A 14,168-nucleotide genomic window follows, 5' to 3' on the forward strand; every position below is an offset into this window, starting at 1 on the left:
TGGGTCAAGTGGTTAGCAAGCTAAACTTCGTCATTCCCGCAAAAGCGGGAATGACGAAACAGGGCGCGGCGTCAAACCTGCTGCGGCGGCATTTCATCGGGTCCGCGGCCGGGTTCGTCGATATCGCCGCCGCCGGGACGGCCCGGAATTTCGGACGGTTGGCCCGCGGGGTCTTCGAGCGGGGTGGGCTGCACGGGCGTTTCGGGCGGCGATTGCGGTTCGATCGTGTCGGGCTTGGGTTTCGGAAGCGGGTCGGGGCTGCTGGCCATGTTCATTCTCCTTGGCTTGACCAACGAACGGGCGCGAAGCATGTTCCGCCCGCGGAGACGCCAAGCATGTTCCGCCCGCGGAACAGGGGGCTTTGCGCCCTTGCCCTTGGCCGCGTGTCTGCTATAGCCCCGCGCGGCCCGCACGGGCGTGCGCGGCAGCGCGCGATGTCGTGCACCCGGCCGAAAGCTCTCTAGCGGGCGTGGCGGAATTGGTAGACGCGCTGGTTTTAGGTACCAGTATCGCAAGATGTGGGGGTTCGAGTCCCTTCGCCCGCACCAACTTCGCGAGCAGAGGCCGGGATAGGGGAACTTCGCCATATTGGCGGGGTTCGGATACGAGATTTTGAGCAAGGATAAGACCAAGGCAATGAAGACCGTCGAAACGCTGAACGAAGGCCTGAAGCGCGAATATCGCGTCACCATCACCGCCAAGGATATCGACGCGCGCGTCGACGACGAGGTGAAGAGCATCGCCCCGACCGTCCGCATGCCCGGTTTCCGTCCCGGCAAGGTGCCGCCGAACCTGATCCGCAAGATGCACGGCCCCGCGCTGTCGGCCGATGCGCTGAACAAGGCGATCGACGCCGGCGTGCGCGACCTGATGGCGAAGGAAAAGCTCCGCCCCGCGCTGCAGCCCGCCGTGTCGCTGGCCGACGGTTATGAAGCAGGCAGGGATGCCGAAGTCACCGTCGCGCTGGAAGTGCTGCCCGACATCGAGGCGCCGTCGATCGACGGGCTGAAGCTCGAGCGTCTGACCGTTCCCGCCGACGACAAGGCGGTGATGGCGAAGATCGAGGAATTCGCCGCGCAGATGAAGCGCTTCGAAGATGCGCCGAAGACCAAGAAGGCCGCCGAGGGCGATCAGGTCATCATCGACTTTGCCGGCAGCGTCGAGGGCGTCGCCTTCGACGGCGGCACGGGCGAGGATATGGCGGTCGAAATCGGTTCGGGGCAGCTGATCCCCGGTTTCGAGGACCAGCTCGTCGGCGTGAAGGCGGGCGACGAGAAGGTGCTGAAGGTCAGCTTCCCCGATGAATATCCGGTCGAAAACCTGAAGGGCAAGCCCGCCGAATTCGCCGTCACGGTGAAGGAAGTGAAGGTCCCGGCGGCGTCAAAGATCGACGACGAGTTCGCGAAGTCGCTCGGCCTCGAAAGCCTCGACAAGCTCAAGGAGCTGATGAAGGACCAGGTCGAGCAGGAACTGAACGGCCTGACCCGCACCTATATGAAGCGCAAGCTGCTCGACCAGCTCGCCGCGAGCCATGACTTCGACGTGCCGCCGACGATGGTCGAGGCCGAGTTCAACCAGATCTGGCAGCAGCTCGAGCATGAAGCGAGCCACGAGGAAGATCCCGAGGCGGCGAAGGCCGAGCTCGAGAATGACCGCGAGGAATATCGCTCGATCGCGGTCCGCCGCGTCCGCCTCGGCCTGCTCCTGTCGGAAATCGGCCAGGCGCATGGCGTTCAGGTCAGCAGCCAGGAAATGCAGCGCCTGGTCATGCAGGCGGCGCAGCAGTATCGCCCCGAAGACCGCCAGCGTTTCGTCGAATATGTCCAGCAGGACGCGCTCGCGGCCGCGCAGCTCCGCGCCCCGCTCTATGAGGACAAGGTCGTCGACTTCCTGTTCGAAAAGGCCGAGATCAGCGATCGCGAAGTGACGCGCGAAGAAATCGAAGCCGCGATCGAAGCCGACGACGACGGCCACGTCCATGGCCCGGGCTGCGGCCACGACCATGACCATGACCATAAGCCCGCCAAGAAAGCTGCCGCCAAAAAGCCGGCCGCCAAGAAGGATGCGGTGAAGGAAGAGGCCAAGGCCGAGGAAGCGCCCGCCAAGAAGGCACCGGCGAAGAAGGCCGAAGCCGCCCCCGCCAAGAAGGCCGAGGAAAAGCCCGCAGCGGCGAAGAAGGCTGCTCCGGCAAAGGCCGCGGCCGAGAAGGCCGAGCCCGCGAAGAAGGCCCCGGCCAAGAAGGCTGCGGCGAAGAAATAAGCTTCGGCTGACGATCGAATAAAAGGCCGGGTGGAGGATGCTCCGCCCGGCCTTTTTTGCTCTTCGTGATCTCTGACCTTCGTCATTCCCGCGAAAGCGGGAACCCAGTTCAGCCTATCGGGGCGAAACCGAAATCGCCTGCAAGATCGCGCCATTCGGGATTATCCTTCTCAATCAGTTCGAGCTTCCACGCCCGGTTCCATTTCTTGACCCGCTTTTCGCGCTGGATCGCCGCGTCCATCGTCGCGTGCTGCTCGAACCAGACGAGCATCTTCACGCCATATTCGCGCGTGAAACCGGGAATGAGGCCTTCGCGGTGCTGGCGGATGCGCTGAACCAGGTGCGATGTGACGCCGAGATACAACGTGCCGTTGCGCCGCGACGCGAGCAGGTAGACCGCCGGGCCGAAGTTCTCGCGCATCGCGGGCGCTACTGGGTTCCCGCTTTCGCGGGAATGACGAAGGTGGCGTAGCCACGCACCCTCAGATCACATCCATATTATAACAATGCCAGCTGAAGATCGCTGCCGCGCCGCGGTGGGGGCGCCAGGCTTCGGCGAGCTCGCGCGCCTGCTTCTCGCTCGGCCGTGCGCCCAATTGCAGGATGCGGCCGACCGCTTCCTGCACGGCGAGGTCGCCCGCGGGCCAGATGTCGGGGCGGCCCTCGGCAAAGAGCAGGTAGATTTCGGCCGACCAGCGCCCGATGCCCTTGACCTTGGTGAGCAGCGCGATCGCTTCCTCATCGTCGGCGGGGAGCGCGTCGAAGGTCAGCTCGCCGTCGAGGATCAGCTGCGCGAGGCTTTTCGCATAGCCCTGTTTCTGGCCCGAGAGGCCGCAGGCGCGCAGCGTGTCGAAATCGGCGGCGGCGATCACTTCGGCGGGGCAGCCCTCGCCAAATTGCGTCTCCAGCTTGTTCCAGATCGACGTCGCTGCGGCGACGCTGACCTGCTGGCCGACGATGGTGCGCAGCAGCGTCGTATAGCCCGGCGCGCGGATGCGCGGTTCGGGGTAGCCGGCGTTGCCGAGCGCGCGCGCGAAATTGGTGTCGCGCTCCGCCAGCGCGTCGATCCCCGCGTTCAGCTGCTGCTGGCTAAGGCCCATCGCATATTCTCCTTTTGTTCTGGAGGAAGCTGATAGCAACGCTTGATTTGGCGCGCAACGCGCGACATAGCGCCTGCGACAGGAAACCTATGGGGACGAGCATGGCCAAGCTGATTGTCGTGACGCGCGACGGGACCGAACATGAGATCGAAGGCGACACCAGCCTGACCGTGATGGAAAATATCCGCGATGCCGGTTTCGACGAACTGCTCGCGCTGTGCGGCGGTTGCTGTTCGTGCGCGACCTGTCATGTCCATGTCGAGGCCGGCGACAAGGGCGCCATGCCGGCGATGAGCGAGGACGAGAACGACCTGCTCGATTCGACCACCGACCGCGACGATAATTCGCGCCTGTCGTGCCAGATCCCGTTCAGCGACGCGCTCGACGGCCTGAAGGTGCGGATCGCGGCGGAGGATTGACCTCCTAAGGCTCGTCATTGCGAGCGTAGCGAAGCAATCCAGGGCGGCCTTGCGCGACTCTGGATTGCCGCGTCGCCTTCGGCTCCTCGCAATGACGGCGTTTGGAAAACTCAGTCGCCCGCCGTCGCCACCGCGTAGAGCGCGATCGCGGCGGCGTTCGAGATATTGAGGCTCTCCATCCGCGGCGAGATGGGGAGCTTGGCCAGCACGTCGCAATGTTCCATGACATTGTGACGCATGCCGTCGCCCTCGGACCCCAGCACCAGGGCGACCTTGCTGCCGTCGAGTGTCGATCCGAGCGTCGTTTCGGTGTCGCCCATCAGGCCGATGCGCCAATATTGCGCCTCGGCGATTTCTTCCAGCGCGCGCGACAGGTTGACGACGCGCACCCACGGCACGGTTTCGAGCGCGCCCGATGCCGAACGCGCGATGACGCCGCTTTCGGGCGGGCTGTGGCGGTCCTGCGTGATGATCGCCGCGGCATCGAACGCCGCCGCCGAGCGCAGCACCGCGCCGATATTATGCGGGTCCGTGACCTGGTCGAGGATGATCAGCGGGCGCTTGCTCTCAGTATCGACCTCTTGCTGCAGCAAATCGCCGAGATAGATGCTTTCGAGCGGGTCGACCTCGATCACCAGGCCCTGATGCGGCGCGTCGCGCGCGACGAGTCGCGCGAGGTCGGCGACGTCGGCGTAAGAGATGGGAATCACCGGCGGCAGATCGAGCTGCCCCAGCGCTTCGCGCGTGCCCCAGATGCGCTTGACGGTGCGCTCGGGGTTGGCGAGCGCGGCGAGGACGGCGTGGCGGCCCCAGAAGCGGATGGCCTGTCCGCGCTGGTTTTGGCCGGCGGGACGGCGATGGCGAGAAAATTGACGCATGATGGCGCGCCTTTCCCATGACTGGCATTGACAGGCAAGCCTCGTTTCGCCATTGGACCGCTTCCCAAAGCGGGCCCCAAGGACAGGTGGCCGAGTGGTTAAAGGCAGCAGACTGTAAATCTGCCCGGGTTTCCGTACGCTGGTTCGAATCCAGCCCTGTCCACCAGGGGGCCACCCCATCAGACCGAGAGCATCCACAGAAGGCCGATTATTGGGCGGCTTCCGGATGATTCGCGTGCCCAAACGCCCATGTCCATCTGCGGTATGACGGTCGCGACCCTCTGCTCCAAAGCATCAATTATGACTTGACGGCATAACATATTATTATTTGACGGGCCCTTGGCCATGAAGGGGTAATGTTATGACAACGCTTAGATTTCATCGCGCGAAGACGACAATTTGCCGCGCATTCCGCCGGGACGGCTGGGCGCGCGTTACGAGCACAGCGCTGGACCCCTGGCGGGCGAACTCGAATATTATCGCACGTTCGGGCAGGATAAATTTGCGTCCTACGAGACGCGCACGAACGGCTATGACATGTTGAACGCCACGCTCAGCTATCGCTTCGATCTCGGTGGCACGAGGAGGGTGGAATTTTATGTGCGCGGCACCAACTTGCTCGACGAACTGGCATTTTCCCACACGTCATTCGTGAAGGACCAGTCACCGCTGCGCGGCCGCAGCATCGCCTTTGGCATGCGCCATTCCTTCTGACGCCGAGTATATGATCCGATGGAAGTGAGAGCGGGTTTCGCTCCCCTATGCCATTCCGATTTCGGCCAGACGCTCGTGCTTTGAAACCTGCCGAAGACGAACAGCTTGTCGCGGAACTTTGCAAAGCAGGAATTGCGCGGTAGCCCCGCTCCCTAACGGGGAGATGGCATTTAGCGCTCCCGCGCCGCCGTCGCGCGGATCTCGTCGATCGGGCTCAGCAGGTAGGAGGCGAGCGAACGGCGGCCGGTGCGGATGTCGGCGGTGACCGCCATGCCGGGGGTCAGGGGGATTGTCGCACCGTCCCCCCGGATCGTTGCCCGGTCCAGCGCTACCCGCGCGGTATAGATCAGTCCGCGCGTCTCGTCCTGCACCGCGTCCGAGCTGATCTGCTCGAGCCTGCCCGGCACCGCGCCGTAGCGCGTGAAGGAAAAGGCCTCGACCTTGAGTGCGACCGGTTGGCCGGCGCGGACGAAGCCGACATCCTTGTTGGCGATCGCCACTTCGGCGATCAGCTTCCCGCGCGCGGGCACGATCACCATGATCGGCTTGGCGGCCTCGACCACGCCGCCGACGGTGTGGACGGCCAGTTGCGTGACCGTTCCGTCAACGGGGCTGACGAGGCGCTGGAGGCTGCTGCGTTTCGTTGCCTTGGTCAGCTCCTCCTTGCGTAGCCGCGCGTCGCTCTCGGCCTTGGCAAGATCGGCGAGGATGCGGGCGCGCGCCTCGGCGATAGACTGGCTCGAATTGCCGCCGGCCACGCCGATCTGCGCCTCCGCCTTGCGCGCGGTGGCGAGGGCGGCGTCGCGATCGCGCGCGGCGACGAGGCGCTGGCGGCGCATCTCGATCACGCGCAGCTTCGAGACATAACCCTTTTCGAGCAGTTTTTCGTTGGCGGCGATTTGCTCGTCGAGCAGCGGGAGCGTCTCGCTGAGCTTGGCCGCCTGTATTTCCGCCTCGGCGCGGGCGGCGCGGGCGGATTCGGTGTCGGCCGCACGCGTCTGACTACCCGCCCGGATCTGGGCGAGCTGGGCGCGGGCGAGCGCGATCTGGGTGTCGGCTACGTCGGCCGCAGTTCCGGCGGGCGGGGTGAAGCGCAGACCCCTACCGTCGAGTGCCGACAGTATGGCGCGCAGCCGCGCCGCGTCGAGCACCGCGGTTTCCAGCGCCTTGCCGGCTTGCGCCGCGTCGGCATCCGAGACGGTGGGATCGAGCTCGACCAGAGGTTGGCCGGCGCGGACGCGCTGGCCGTCGCGTACCAATATGGCGTGGACGATTCCCGCCGCGCCGGGCTGGATCAGCTTGACGTCGTCGGCGGGGACCAGCTTGCCCGGTGCGGAGGCGACGACGTCGACCCGGCCAAGCACCAACCAGAGCAGCGCGGCTGCGAGCAGGCCGAGCAACAGCCAGGCAGTGACCCGCGCGGTCGGCGACACGGGCCGCTCGACCACTTCGAGCGCGGCGGGCAGGAAGTCGGCCTCCTCGGTGCGCAAAACCTGGCGCGACCGCGCACGTTCATTGTCGAGCGCGTCGCGAACGGCGGTCCAGTGACGCGTGAGCGCATTCATGCCGCCGCTCCCGCCTGAACGCCGATCTGGCGGTGATGGAGCGCGGCATAGCAGCCGCCGAGCTTGAGCAGCTCGTCATGCGTGCCGCTCTCGACGATGCGCCCCTTGTCGAGCGTCAGGATGCGGTCGCACTGGCGGATCGCAGAGAGGCGGTGCGCGATGATCAGCACGGTGCGGCCGGCAGCGATCGCCTTGAGATTGCGCTGGACGATCTCCTCGCTTTCGGCATCGAGCGCCGACGTTGCCTCGTCGAGGATCAGGATGCGCGGATTGGTGATCAGCGCGCGGGCGATGGCGAGGCGCTGGCGCTGCCCGCCCGAGAAGTTGACGCCGCGCTCCTCGACGATCGTGTCATAGCCGCGGGGCAGCTCCAGGATGAAGTCGTGCGCGCCGGCGAGGCGGGCGGCGGTCATCACCCGCTCGATCGGGGTGACGGGATCGGCGAGCGCGATATTCTCCCGGATCGAGCGGTTGAACAGGATATTCTCCTGCAACACCACGCCGATCTGACGGCGCAGCCACGCGGGATCGATCTGCGCCAGGTCGACACCGTCGATCAGCACGCGGCCGCTTGCGGGCAGATAGAGGCGCTGGAGCAATTTGGTGAGCGTCGATTTGCCCGAGCCCGAGGCGCCGGCGATGCCGAGCGTGGCGCCGGCGGGCAGGTCGAGGCTGATGTCGTCCAATGTCCAGGGGCCGTCGGCGGCATAACGGAAGCGGACATTCTCGAAGCGGACATGGCCGGCGAGCGCAGGCAAGGCGGTACGCGATCCTGCGCCGGGCTCCGCACCGGTGTTGAGGATGTCGCCCATCCGCTGAACCGAGAGGCGGACCTGCTGGAAATCCTGCCAGAGCTGCGCCATGCGGATGACCGGGCCGGAGACGCGCTGGGCGAACATGTTGAACGCGACCAGCCCGCCGATGGTCAGCGCGCCGGCGATCACCTGCTGCGCGCCGAAGAACAGGATCGCGGCGAGGCTGAGCTTGGAGATGAGCTGGACCGCCTGGCTGCCCGAATTGCCGAGGTTGATCACGCGCTGGTTGGCGGCGCTGTACGCGGCGAGCTGGCGTTCCCAGCGGTCCTGCCATTGCGGCTCGACCGCGGCGGCCTTGAGCGTCTGCATGCCCGAGACGCTCTCGACGAGTAGCGCGTTGTTGGCGGCGCCGCGCGCGAACTTCTCGTCGAGCCGGCGGCGCAAGGGGCCGGTGACGAGCAGCGAGACGATCACATAGGCCGGGAGGGTGAGCGCTACGATCACGAAAAGGAGCGGTGAATAGAGCCACATCGCGACGAGGAAGACGATCGTGAACAGCGGATCGACCAGCACGGTGAGCGAAGCATTGGTCATGAATTCGCGCACCGTCTCCAGCTCGCGGACGCGGGTCACGGTGTCGCCGACGCGGCGATTTTCGAAATAGGCGAGCGGCAGGCGGAGCAGGTGACGGAAAAGGCGGCTGCCCAGCTCGACATCCAATTTCTGGCTTGTCTCCGAATAGAGACGGGTGCGCAGCCAGCCGAACGCGACTTCCCAGAGCGAAACCAGCACGAGCCCGATACTGAGCACCTGCAGCGTTGCCAGGCTGTTGTGCGCCAGCACCTTGTCGACGACATTCTGGAAGAAGAGCGGCGCGGCGAGGCCGAGCAGGTTGAGCGCGAGGGTGATCAGCAGCACTTCGCCGATCAGCTTTCGATATTTGACGATCTGGGGGACGAACCAGGTTATGTCAAAGGCGGGCGCGGCAACCTGCGCGGAATCGCGCGTGGCGACGAGCAGCAGCGCCCCCGACCAGCGGGCTTCCAGCGCGGCGCGGTCCCAGCGCTCGATCGCGGCGCCGGGACGCTGGACCGCGACGGCATCCTCGCCGACGCGGCCGATGACGAACCAGCCCTCCGCGCCGCTGGCCAATACCGGCATGGGGAGGCGCCTCAACCGTTCGAAATCGGCGGTCGAGGCGCGGGCGCGGACGCCCTCGATGCGCTTGGCCAGGCGTACCAGATCGGATGCCGTGACCGGATCGGAATGGCCCAGGCTGTGGCGCAGTTCGGCCGGGTCCGCGACAATGCGGTGCATCGCGAGAATCTGGGCGAAGGCGACGAGCCCGCTATCCACGGGCGCCTCCGATGTCCCGAGGGACAGGTCCTGCTGCACGGTGGGTCTCCGATCGGGTTCTTCAGGCGTCGACAATCTGCGGGGTGCGGCAAGGTAAATCGTCCGGCACGAACCTTGGTAGCCGCCAAAGCCTGGCGAGCGAAGGCGCCGCCGCTCCGGTCGTCGGAGCAAAGGGGCAATTCGGCGTTCGCAGGTGCAGCATATGGTTGACCCCGATGCCGTCGCGGGCTGTCTGGTCGCGATCAAGTGGGGGGTATGTTTTCAGGCTTATGACGGGAGCCCTGCCATGCCCACCCTTTACATCTCACCGACCGGCAGCGGTTCGGGCGACGGTTCGAGCGCCGCGAACGCCGCGACGATCGAGGACCTGCCGCAGCTGATCGCGGCGGCGGGGCCGGGCGGGCAGGTGCTGCTGCTCGCCGATCAGGGAGGCTATAGTGCGCCGACCGGGCCGCTGGCGATCGTCGCAGGAGGGACGGCGAGCGCGCCCGTGACGATCCGCGGGGTCGACAGCGCGGGCAATGCGATGGCGGCGACGATTGCCGGCACGCGGCCCGAGCCCTTCGACCCGGCCAACCCCTCGGGCGAAGAGGTCTTCCGCCTGCTCGGCGGTGCGAACAATCTGCGCTTCAGCGATCTGGCCTTCGAGAATGTCGGCACGGCCTTTCGCGTGGGCGCGGATGTGCGCAACCTTGCGATCGAACATGTTGATGCCGCGAACGTCTCGCGCTTTTTCGACAATATGGTGTCGGGGGCCAATGCCAGCGCGACGATCAGCGGGCTCACCATCCGCGACGTCGCGGTGGACGGCTATTCGAAGGGCGCGATCCGGATCCAGTACGATAGCAACAATGTGCTGATCGAGGATGTGCGCGGCGACAGCCAGTTTCAGGACGGCGACAATTTCGCGATCGGCGTCCATATCACCGGCACCGCGCACGACGTGACGATCGACCGCGTCGCCATGCGCAACGCGCTCGACACGGTGAATGATTATCGCAACGGCGACGGCTTCGCGACCGAACGCGGCACCTATGACATCACGCTGCGCGATGTGATCGCCACCGGCAACAGTGATGGCGGGCTCGACCTCAAGAGCGATAACATCGTGGTCGACGGCGCGATCGTCTCGGGCAATGGTCGCAACATCCGGCTGTGGGGCACGGGCGCGCAGCTCAGCAATATCGTCAGCCTCGACGCGGGCGCACCACTCGCCGGCGGCAATCGCGAACATATCTGGCTGGCCGAGGGCGCCAATGCGACGATCGACGGGGCGTTTTTCTCCGATCCCGGCTCGCCGACTTTGTTCAACCTCGCCGAAAGGAATGGCGCGCTGACCGTGCAGGACTATGGCCTTGCCACCGGTGCGGGCACGCTGACCTGGAAGAAGGGCACGGGATCGGTGCTGACGCTGGACGGGCAGCGGGCGGTGGTCGCGGCGGGGACGGCCGGAGACGACTTGATCGGCGGCACGGCGGGCGTCGATTTGCTGATCGGCGGTGCCGGCGATGACATGATGGTCGGCAATGCCGGCGACGACGTGCTGACCGGCGGTTCGGGCGCGGACATATTGGTCGGCGGCGCCGGGCGCGATCTGCTCAGCTACGCCGGCAGCGATGCTGCGGTGCGGGTCGACCTGCTGCGGCTCTCCGCCAGCGGCGGCGATGCCGCGGGCGACCTGTTCGACGGGTTCGAGGATGTCGAGGGCTCGGCCTTCGCCGATGTGCTGGCGGGGGATGCGGGCGCGAACCGGCTGTTCGGCGGCGCGGGCGACGACGCGCTTTCGGGCGGTGCCGACGATGACCTGCTCGACGGCGGTGCGGGTGCGGACTTGCTCGACGGCGGCGCTGGTATCGATCGGGTGGATTATGGCAGCAGCACCGCGGCGGTGGTTGTCGATCTAGCCAATGGCGCGGCGAGTGGCGGCGAGGCGGCGGGCGACCGGCTGATCGGGATCGAGGGGGTCATGGGCTCGGGCTATGGCGATACGCTGTCAGGCAATGAAGGCGCGGACTGGATCGGCGGCGGCGCGGGCGACGACCGGATCGACGGTCGCGGCGGCGACGACCTGCTGGTCGGCGGCGCGGGTGCCGACATGCTGATCGGTGGCGCCGGGATCGACAGCGCGGATTATTCTGCCAGCGGGGGGGCAGTCACCGTAGACCTTGCCGCGGGCACCGGAAGCGGCAGCGATGCTCAGGGCGACCGGCTGCAAGGGGTCGAGCGGTTGATCGGCTCGCGCTTCGGCGATGTGCTGACCGGCGACGGTTTTGACAATATGCTGATTGGCGGCGCTGGCGCGGACCGGCTGACTGGCGGCGCCGGGACTGACACCGCCGATTATTCGGCGAGCGCCGGGGCGGTGAACGCCGTGCTGGGCGGCGCGGGCAGCGACGGCGATGCCGAGGGCGATGTGCTGACGGGGATCGAGAATCTGGTCGGTAGTGGGTTTGGCGACGTGCTGGTCGGCGATGGCGCGGTCAATATGTTGTCGGGCGGCGGCGGGGACGACCGGCTGGCGGGCAACGGCGGGGCGGACCGGCTCGACGGCGGCGCGGGCTCGGACGTTGCCGACTTTTCGGCCGCCGCGGGCACAGTGACGGCGGATCTTGCGGCGGGCACGGCTTCGGGCGGGGTGACGCTCGTCGCGATCGAGGGCCTGATCGGCTCGGCGTTCGACGATGTGTTGAACGGCGACGCGGGCGGCAACCTGCTGCTCGGCGGTCAGGGCGCGGACGTGATCGATGGGCGCGATGGCCTTGATACGGCCGATTATTCGGGCTCAGCGGCGGCGGTGCAGGTCGACCTTGCCCTGTCGGTGCAGGGCGGTACCGGCGATGCAGCGGGCGACCGGCTGACGAGTATCGAGGCGCTGGTCGGCTCGGCCTTCGACGATGTGCTGGCGGGCGTGGGGGGCGACGAGGCGCTGTACGGCGGTGCGGGCGCGGATCGGCTCGACGGGCGCGGCGGCGACGATCTGCTTCAGGGCGGTGCGGGCGCCGATATGATGATCGGCGGTGAAGGCATCGATACGGTCGACTACAGCGCCAATGCGGGTGCCGTCTCGATCAACCTCCAGACCGGCGCGAGCAGCGGCGGCGATGCCGAGGGCGACCGGTTCGACGGCGTCGAGCGGTTCATCGGCACCAGCTTTGCCGATACGATCGTCGGCGACGGGGCGGATCAGATACTGGTCGGCGGCGCGGCGGGCGATCGGCTGGACGGCGCGGGCGGCTTCGACATAGCGGTCTACGCGGGCAGCGCCGCGGGCGTGAAGGTCAACCTCGCGACCAGCATCCTGTCGGGCGGAGATGCACAGGGTGACAGCATTTCCGGAATCGAGGGGCTGGTGGGCAGTGCCTTCGCCGACACGTTGACGGGCGATGCCAATATCAACCGGATCGAGGGCGGCGGCGGCAACGACGCGCTCGACGGCGGGGCGGGCGCCGATGTGATGATCGGCGGTGAGGGCAACGACTCCTATGTGGTCGACAACGCCGGCGACCAGGTGGCCGAGGCGGTTGGCGGCGGGGTCGATATCGTGCGCACGACCCTGTCCTCGCTGACGCTTGCCGACGGGGTCGAGGACCTGAGCTATGTCGGTAGCGGCGGCTTCTCCGGCACCGGCAACGCGCTAGACAACAGCCTCTATGGCAAGGCGGCGGACGACGCGCTTTATGGGCTCGACGGCGACGACAAGCTGGTGGGCGGCGCGGGCGCGGACCTGCTCGACGGCGGGGCGGGACGCGATCAGGTCGATTATACCAAGTCCGCCGCGATCACGGTGAACCTTGTCACCAACGTCAATCACGGCGGCGAGGCCGAGGGAGACCGGCTGGTCGGCATCGAGATCGTGATCGGCTCCAACTATTCCGACAGTATCACCGGCAGCGACGATCCGCTGGCCGGCGACATCCTCTATGGGCGTGGCGGCGGCGACCTGCTGGTCGGCGGCGCGGGCGACGATCAGCTCGATGGCGGCAGCGGCAACGACTTGCTGCGCGGTGGCGCCGGAAACGACCTCTATGTCGTCTATGAGGCCGGCGACCAGGTGATCGAGGCGGCGGGGGAGGGACGCGACCGCATCCGCACCGCGGCGAGCAGCTACACGCTCGGCGCCCATGTCGAGGAGCTGGTCTATACCGGCACGATCGGCGCGACGATGACCGGCAATACGCTCGACAATTTCATCGTCGGAAGCGGCGGCGAGGATCGGCTGGCCGGCGGAGATGGCGCGGACGTGCTGCGCGGCGGGGCGGGCGGCGATCTGCTCGACGGGGGCGCGGGATCGGATAGTGTGGAATACGCCGGTTCGCTCGGCGGCGTGCTCGTCAACCTGCGGGCGCAGACTGCGACCGGGGGCGATGCCATGGGCGACAAGTTGGTCAGTATCGAGAATGCGCAGGGTTCGGCGTTTGCTGATGTGCTGCTGGGCAGCACCGGCGCCAATGTGCTGACGGGCGGTGATGGCGACGACACGCTCGCGGGCGACGACGGCAACGATACGCTGCGGGGAGGCGCCGGATCCGACCAACTCGACGGCGGCAAGAACGAAGATATGCTTTACGGCGAGGATGACGGCGACGCGCTTTACGGCGGCCAGCAAACGGACAAGCTGTACGGCGGGGCGGGTGACGACCTGCTGGTCGGCGACACCGAATGGATCTCGTCCCTCGCGGCCAGGGACCATCTCGACGGCGGCGACGGCGACGATATGCTGGTCGGCGACGGAATGAGCATGACGGCGAGCGGGATCGGCGGCGCGGACACGCTGATTGGCGGGCTGGGCAACGATGTGTTGTACGGTGATGCGGTGAATATGGCGGTCGGGGCGCGCGGCGGGGCGGACAAGCTGACCGGCGGCGGCGGGAGCGATCGCTTCGTCTTCGCGCCCGGCTCCGGTGCCGACGAGATCAGCGATTTTACCCGCGGCGGCGGCGAGGCCGACCGGATCGACCTCAGCGCCTTCGACATCGCCTATGAGGCGCTGCGCTTCACCACGAGCAGCGCGGGCGTGACGATCCAGTTAGGCGGCACCGACACGATCTTCGTGCGCGGTGCGACCGCGCTCGATCAGACGGACTTCGTCTTCGGCTGACCCGCTCCCGGCCGGCGGGCGGGT

At 66.8% G+C, this 14,168-nt stretch carries 10 protein-coding genes and 2 tRNA genes; 6 read left to right on the forward strand and 6 right to left on the reverse strand.

Going from position 1 to position 14,168, the window contains the following annotated elements:
* Nucleotides 1-71 precede the first annotated feature (71 nt).
* The gene (locus VSX79_RS05065; RefSeq protein ID WP_326914619.1) at nt 72-269 is read right to left on the reverse strand and encodes a hypothetical protein; all 198 of its coding nucleotides are present in this window, start codon (nt 267-269) and stop codon (nt 72-74) included.
* Between the two features lie 194 nt (nt 270-463).
* Here VSX79_RS05065 and VSX79_RS05070 point away from each other — a divergent pair.
* Both VSX79_RS05070 and tig read left to right on the forward strand, forming a co-directional pair.
* Nucleotides 464-548 (forward strand) — tRNA-Leu (locus tag VSX79_RS05070).
* An 88-nt stretch (nt 549-636) separates the two neighbouring features.
* Complete coding sequence (gene tig / locus VSX79_RS05075; RefSeq protein WP_179499272.1) at nt 637-2,259, forward strand: trigger factor; 1,623 nt, start codon at nt 637-639, stop codon at nt 2,257-2,259.
* A 109-nt stretch (nt 2,260-2,368) separates the two neighbouring features.
* On the opposite strand, the gene VSX79_RS05080 is transcribed toward tig, so the two are convergent.
* Complete coding sequence (locus VSX79_RS05080) at nt 2,369-2,680, reverse strand: GIY-YIG nuclease family protein (RefSeq protein ID WP_326914620.1); 312 nt, start codon at nt 2,678-2,680, stop codon at nt 2,369-2,371.
* Nucleotides 2,681-2,741: 61 nt separating this feature from the next.
* Nucleotides 2,742-3,359: a DNA-3-methyladenine glycosylase family protein gene (locus tag VSX79_RS05085; protein WP_179499273.1), complete on the reverse strand. Its 618-nt coding sequence runs from the start codon at nt 3,357-3,359 to the stop codon at nt 2,742-2,744.
* A 101-nt stretch (nt 3,360-3,460) separates the two neighbouring features.
* Between VSX79_RS05085 and VSX79_RS05090 the strand changes: the two genes are divergently transcribed.
* Nucleotides 3,461-3,778 (forward strand): 2Fe-2S iron-sulfur cluster-binding protein, encoded by a 318-nt coding sequence (locus VSX79_RS05090; RefSeq protein WP_179499274.1) that lies wholly within the window; start codon nt 3,461-3,463, stop codon nt 3,776-3,778.
* A gap of 110 nt (nt 3,779-3,888) precedes the next feature.
* Here the strand turns inward: VSX79_RS05090 and rlmB are convergent, their stop codons facing one another.
* The gene (rlmB, locus tag VSX79_RS05095) at nt 3,889-4,656 is read right to left on the reverse strand and encodes a 23S rRNA (guanosine(2251)-2'-O)-methyltransferase RlmB (RefSeq protein WP_179499275.1); all 768 of its coding nucleotides are present in this window, start codon (nt 4,654-4,656) and stop codon (nt 3,889-3,891) included.
* An 80-nt stretch (nt 4,657-4,736) separates the two neighbouring features.
* Between rlmB and VSX79_RS05100 the strand changes: the two genes are divergently transcribed.
* Together VSX79_RS05100 and VSX79_RS05105 are read left to right on the forward strand one after the other, a co-directional pair.
* A tRNA-Tyr gene (locus VSX79_RS05100) sits at nt 4,737-4,822 on the forward strand.
* 233 nt (nt 4,823-5,055) lie between these two features.
* Nucleotides 5,056-5,370, forward strand: coding sequence for a TonB-dependent receptor (locus VSX79_RS05105; RefSeq protein WP_218844318.1), 315 nt, complete (start codon nt 5,056-5,058; stop codon nt 5,368-5,370).
* A 170-nt stretch (nt 5,371-5,540) separates the two neighbouring features.
* On the opposite strand, the gene VSX79_RS05110 is transcribed toward VSX79_RS05105, so the two are convergent.
* Together VSX79_RS05110 and VSX79_RS05115 are read right to left on the reverse strand one after the other, a co-directional pair.
* The gene (locus tag VSX79_RS05110; protein ID WP_326914621.1) at nt 5,541-6,935 is read right to left on the reverse strand and encodes an HlyD family type I secretion periplasmic adaptor subunit; all 1,395 of its coding nucleotides are present in this window, start codon (nt 6,933-6,935) and stop codon (nt 5,541-5,543) included.
* Nucleotides 6,932-9,007, reverse strand: a complete 2,076-nt coding sequence (locus VSX79_RS05115; protein WP_326915221.1) for a type I secretion system permease/ATPase — start codon at nt 9,005-9,007, stop codon at nt 6,932-6,934. Before VSX79_RS05115 ends, VSX79_RS05110 begins: the two co-directional genes overlap by 4 nt.
* A 325-nt stretch (nt 9,008-9,332) precedes the next feature.
* Here VSX79_RS05115 and VSX79_RS05120 point away from each other — a divergent pair, with 325 nt between their 5' ends.
* Nucleotides 9,333-14,144: a calcium-binding protein gene (locus VSX79_RS05120; protein WP_326914622.1), complete on the forward strand. Its 4,812-nt coding sequence runs from the start codon at nt 9,333-9,335 to the stop codon at nt 14,142-14,144.
* Nucleotides 14,145-14,168 lie beyond the last annotated feature (24 nt).

This window comes from Sphingopyxis chilensis (assembly GCF_035930445.1).
In the GTDB taxonomy this organism is placed as follows: Bacteria; Pseudomonadota; Alphaproteobacteria; order Sphingomonadales; family Sphingomonadaceae; genus Sphingopyxis; species Sphingopyxis chilensis.

Coding starts and splice junctions, on each gene's coding strand:
- rlmB (WP_179499275.1), bottom strand. CDS start 4,656: ATGCGTCAATTTTCTCGCCATCGCCGTCCCGCCGGCCAAAACCAGCGC.
- VSX79_RS05115 (WP_326915221.1), bottom strand. CDS start 9,007: ATGCACCGCATTGTCGCGGACCCGGCCGAACTGCGCCACAGCCTGGGC.
- VSX79_RS05080 (WP_326914620.1), bottom strand. CDS start 2,680: ATGCGCGAGAACTTCGGCCCGGCGGTCTACCTGCTCGCGTCGCGGCGC.
- VSX79_RS05120 (WP_326914622.1), top strand. CDS start 9,333: ATGCCCACCCTTTACATCTCACCGACCGGCAGCGGTTCGGGCGACGGT.
- VSX79_RS05110 (WP_326914621.1), bottom strand. CDS start 6,935: ATGAATGCGCTCACGCGTCACTGGACCGCCGTTCGCGACGCGCTCGAC.
- VSX79_RS05065 (WP_326914619.1), bottom strand. CDS start 269: ATGGCCAGCAGCCCCGACCCGCTTCCGAAACCCAAGCCCGACACGATC.
- VSX79_RS05085 (WP_179499273.1), bottom strand. CDS start 3,359: ATGGGCCTTAGCCAGCAGCAGCTGAACGCGGGGATCGACGCGCTGGCG.
- VSX79_RS05090 (WP_179499274.1), top strand. CDS start 3,461: ATGGCCAAGCTGATTGTCGTGACGCGCGACGGGACCGAACATGAGATC.
- tig (WP_179499272.1), top strand. CDS start 637: ATGAAGACCGTCGAAACGCTGAACGAAGGCCTGAAGCGCGAATATCGC.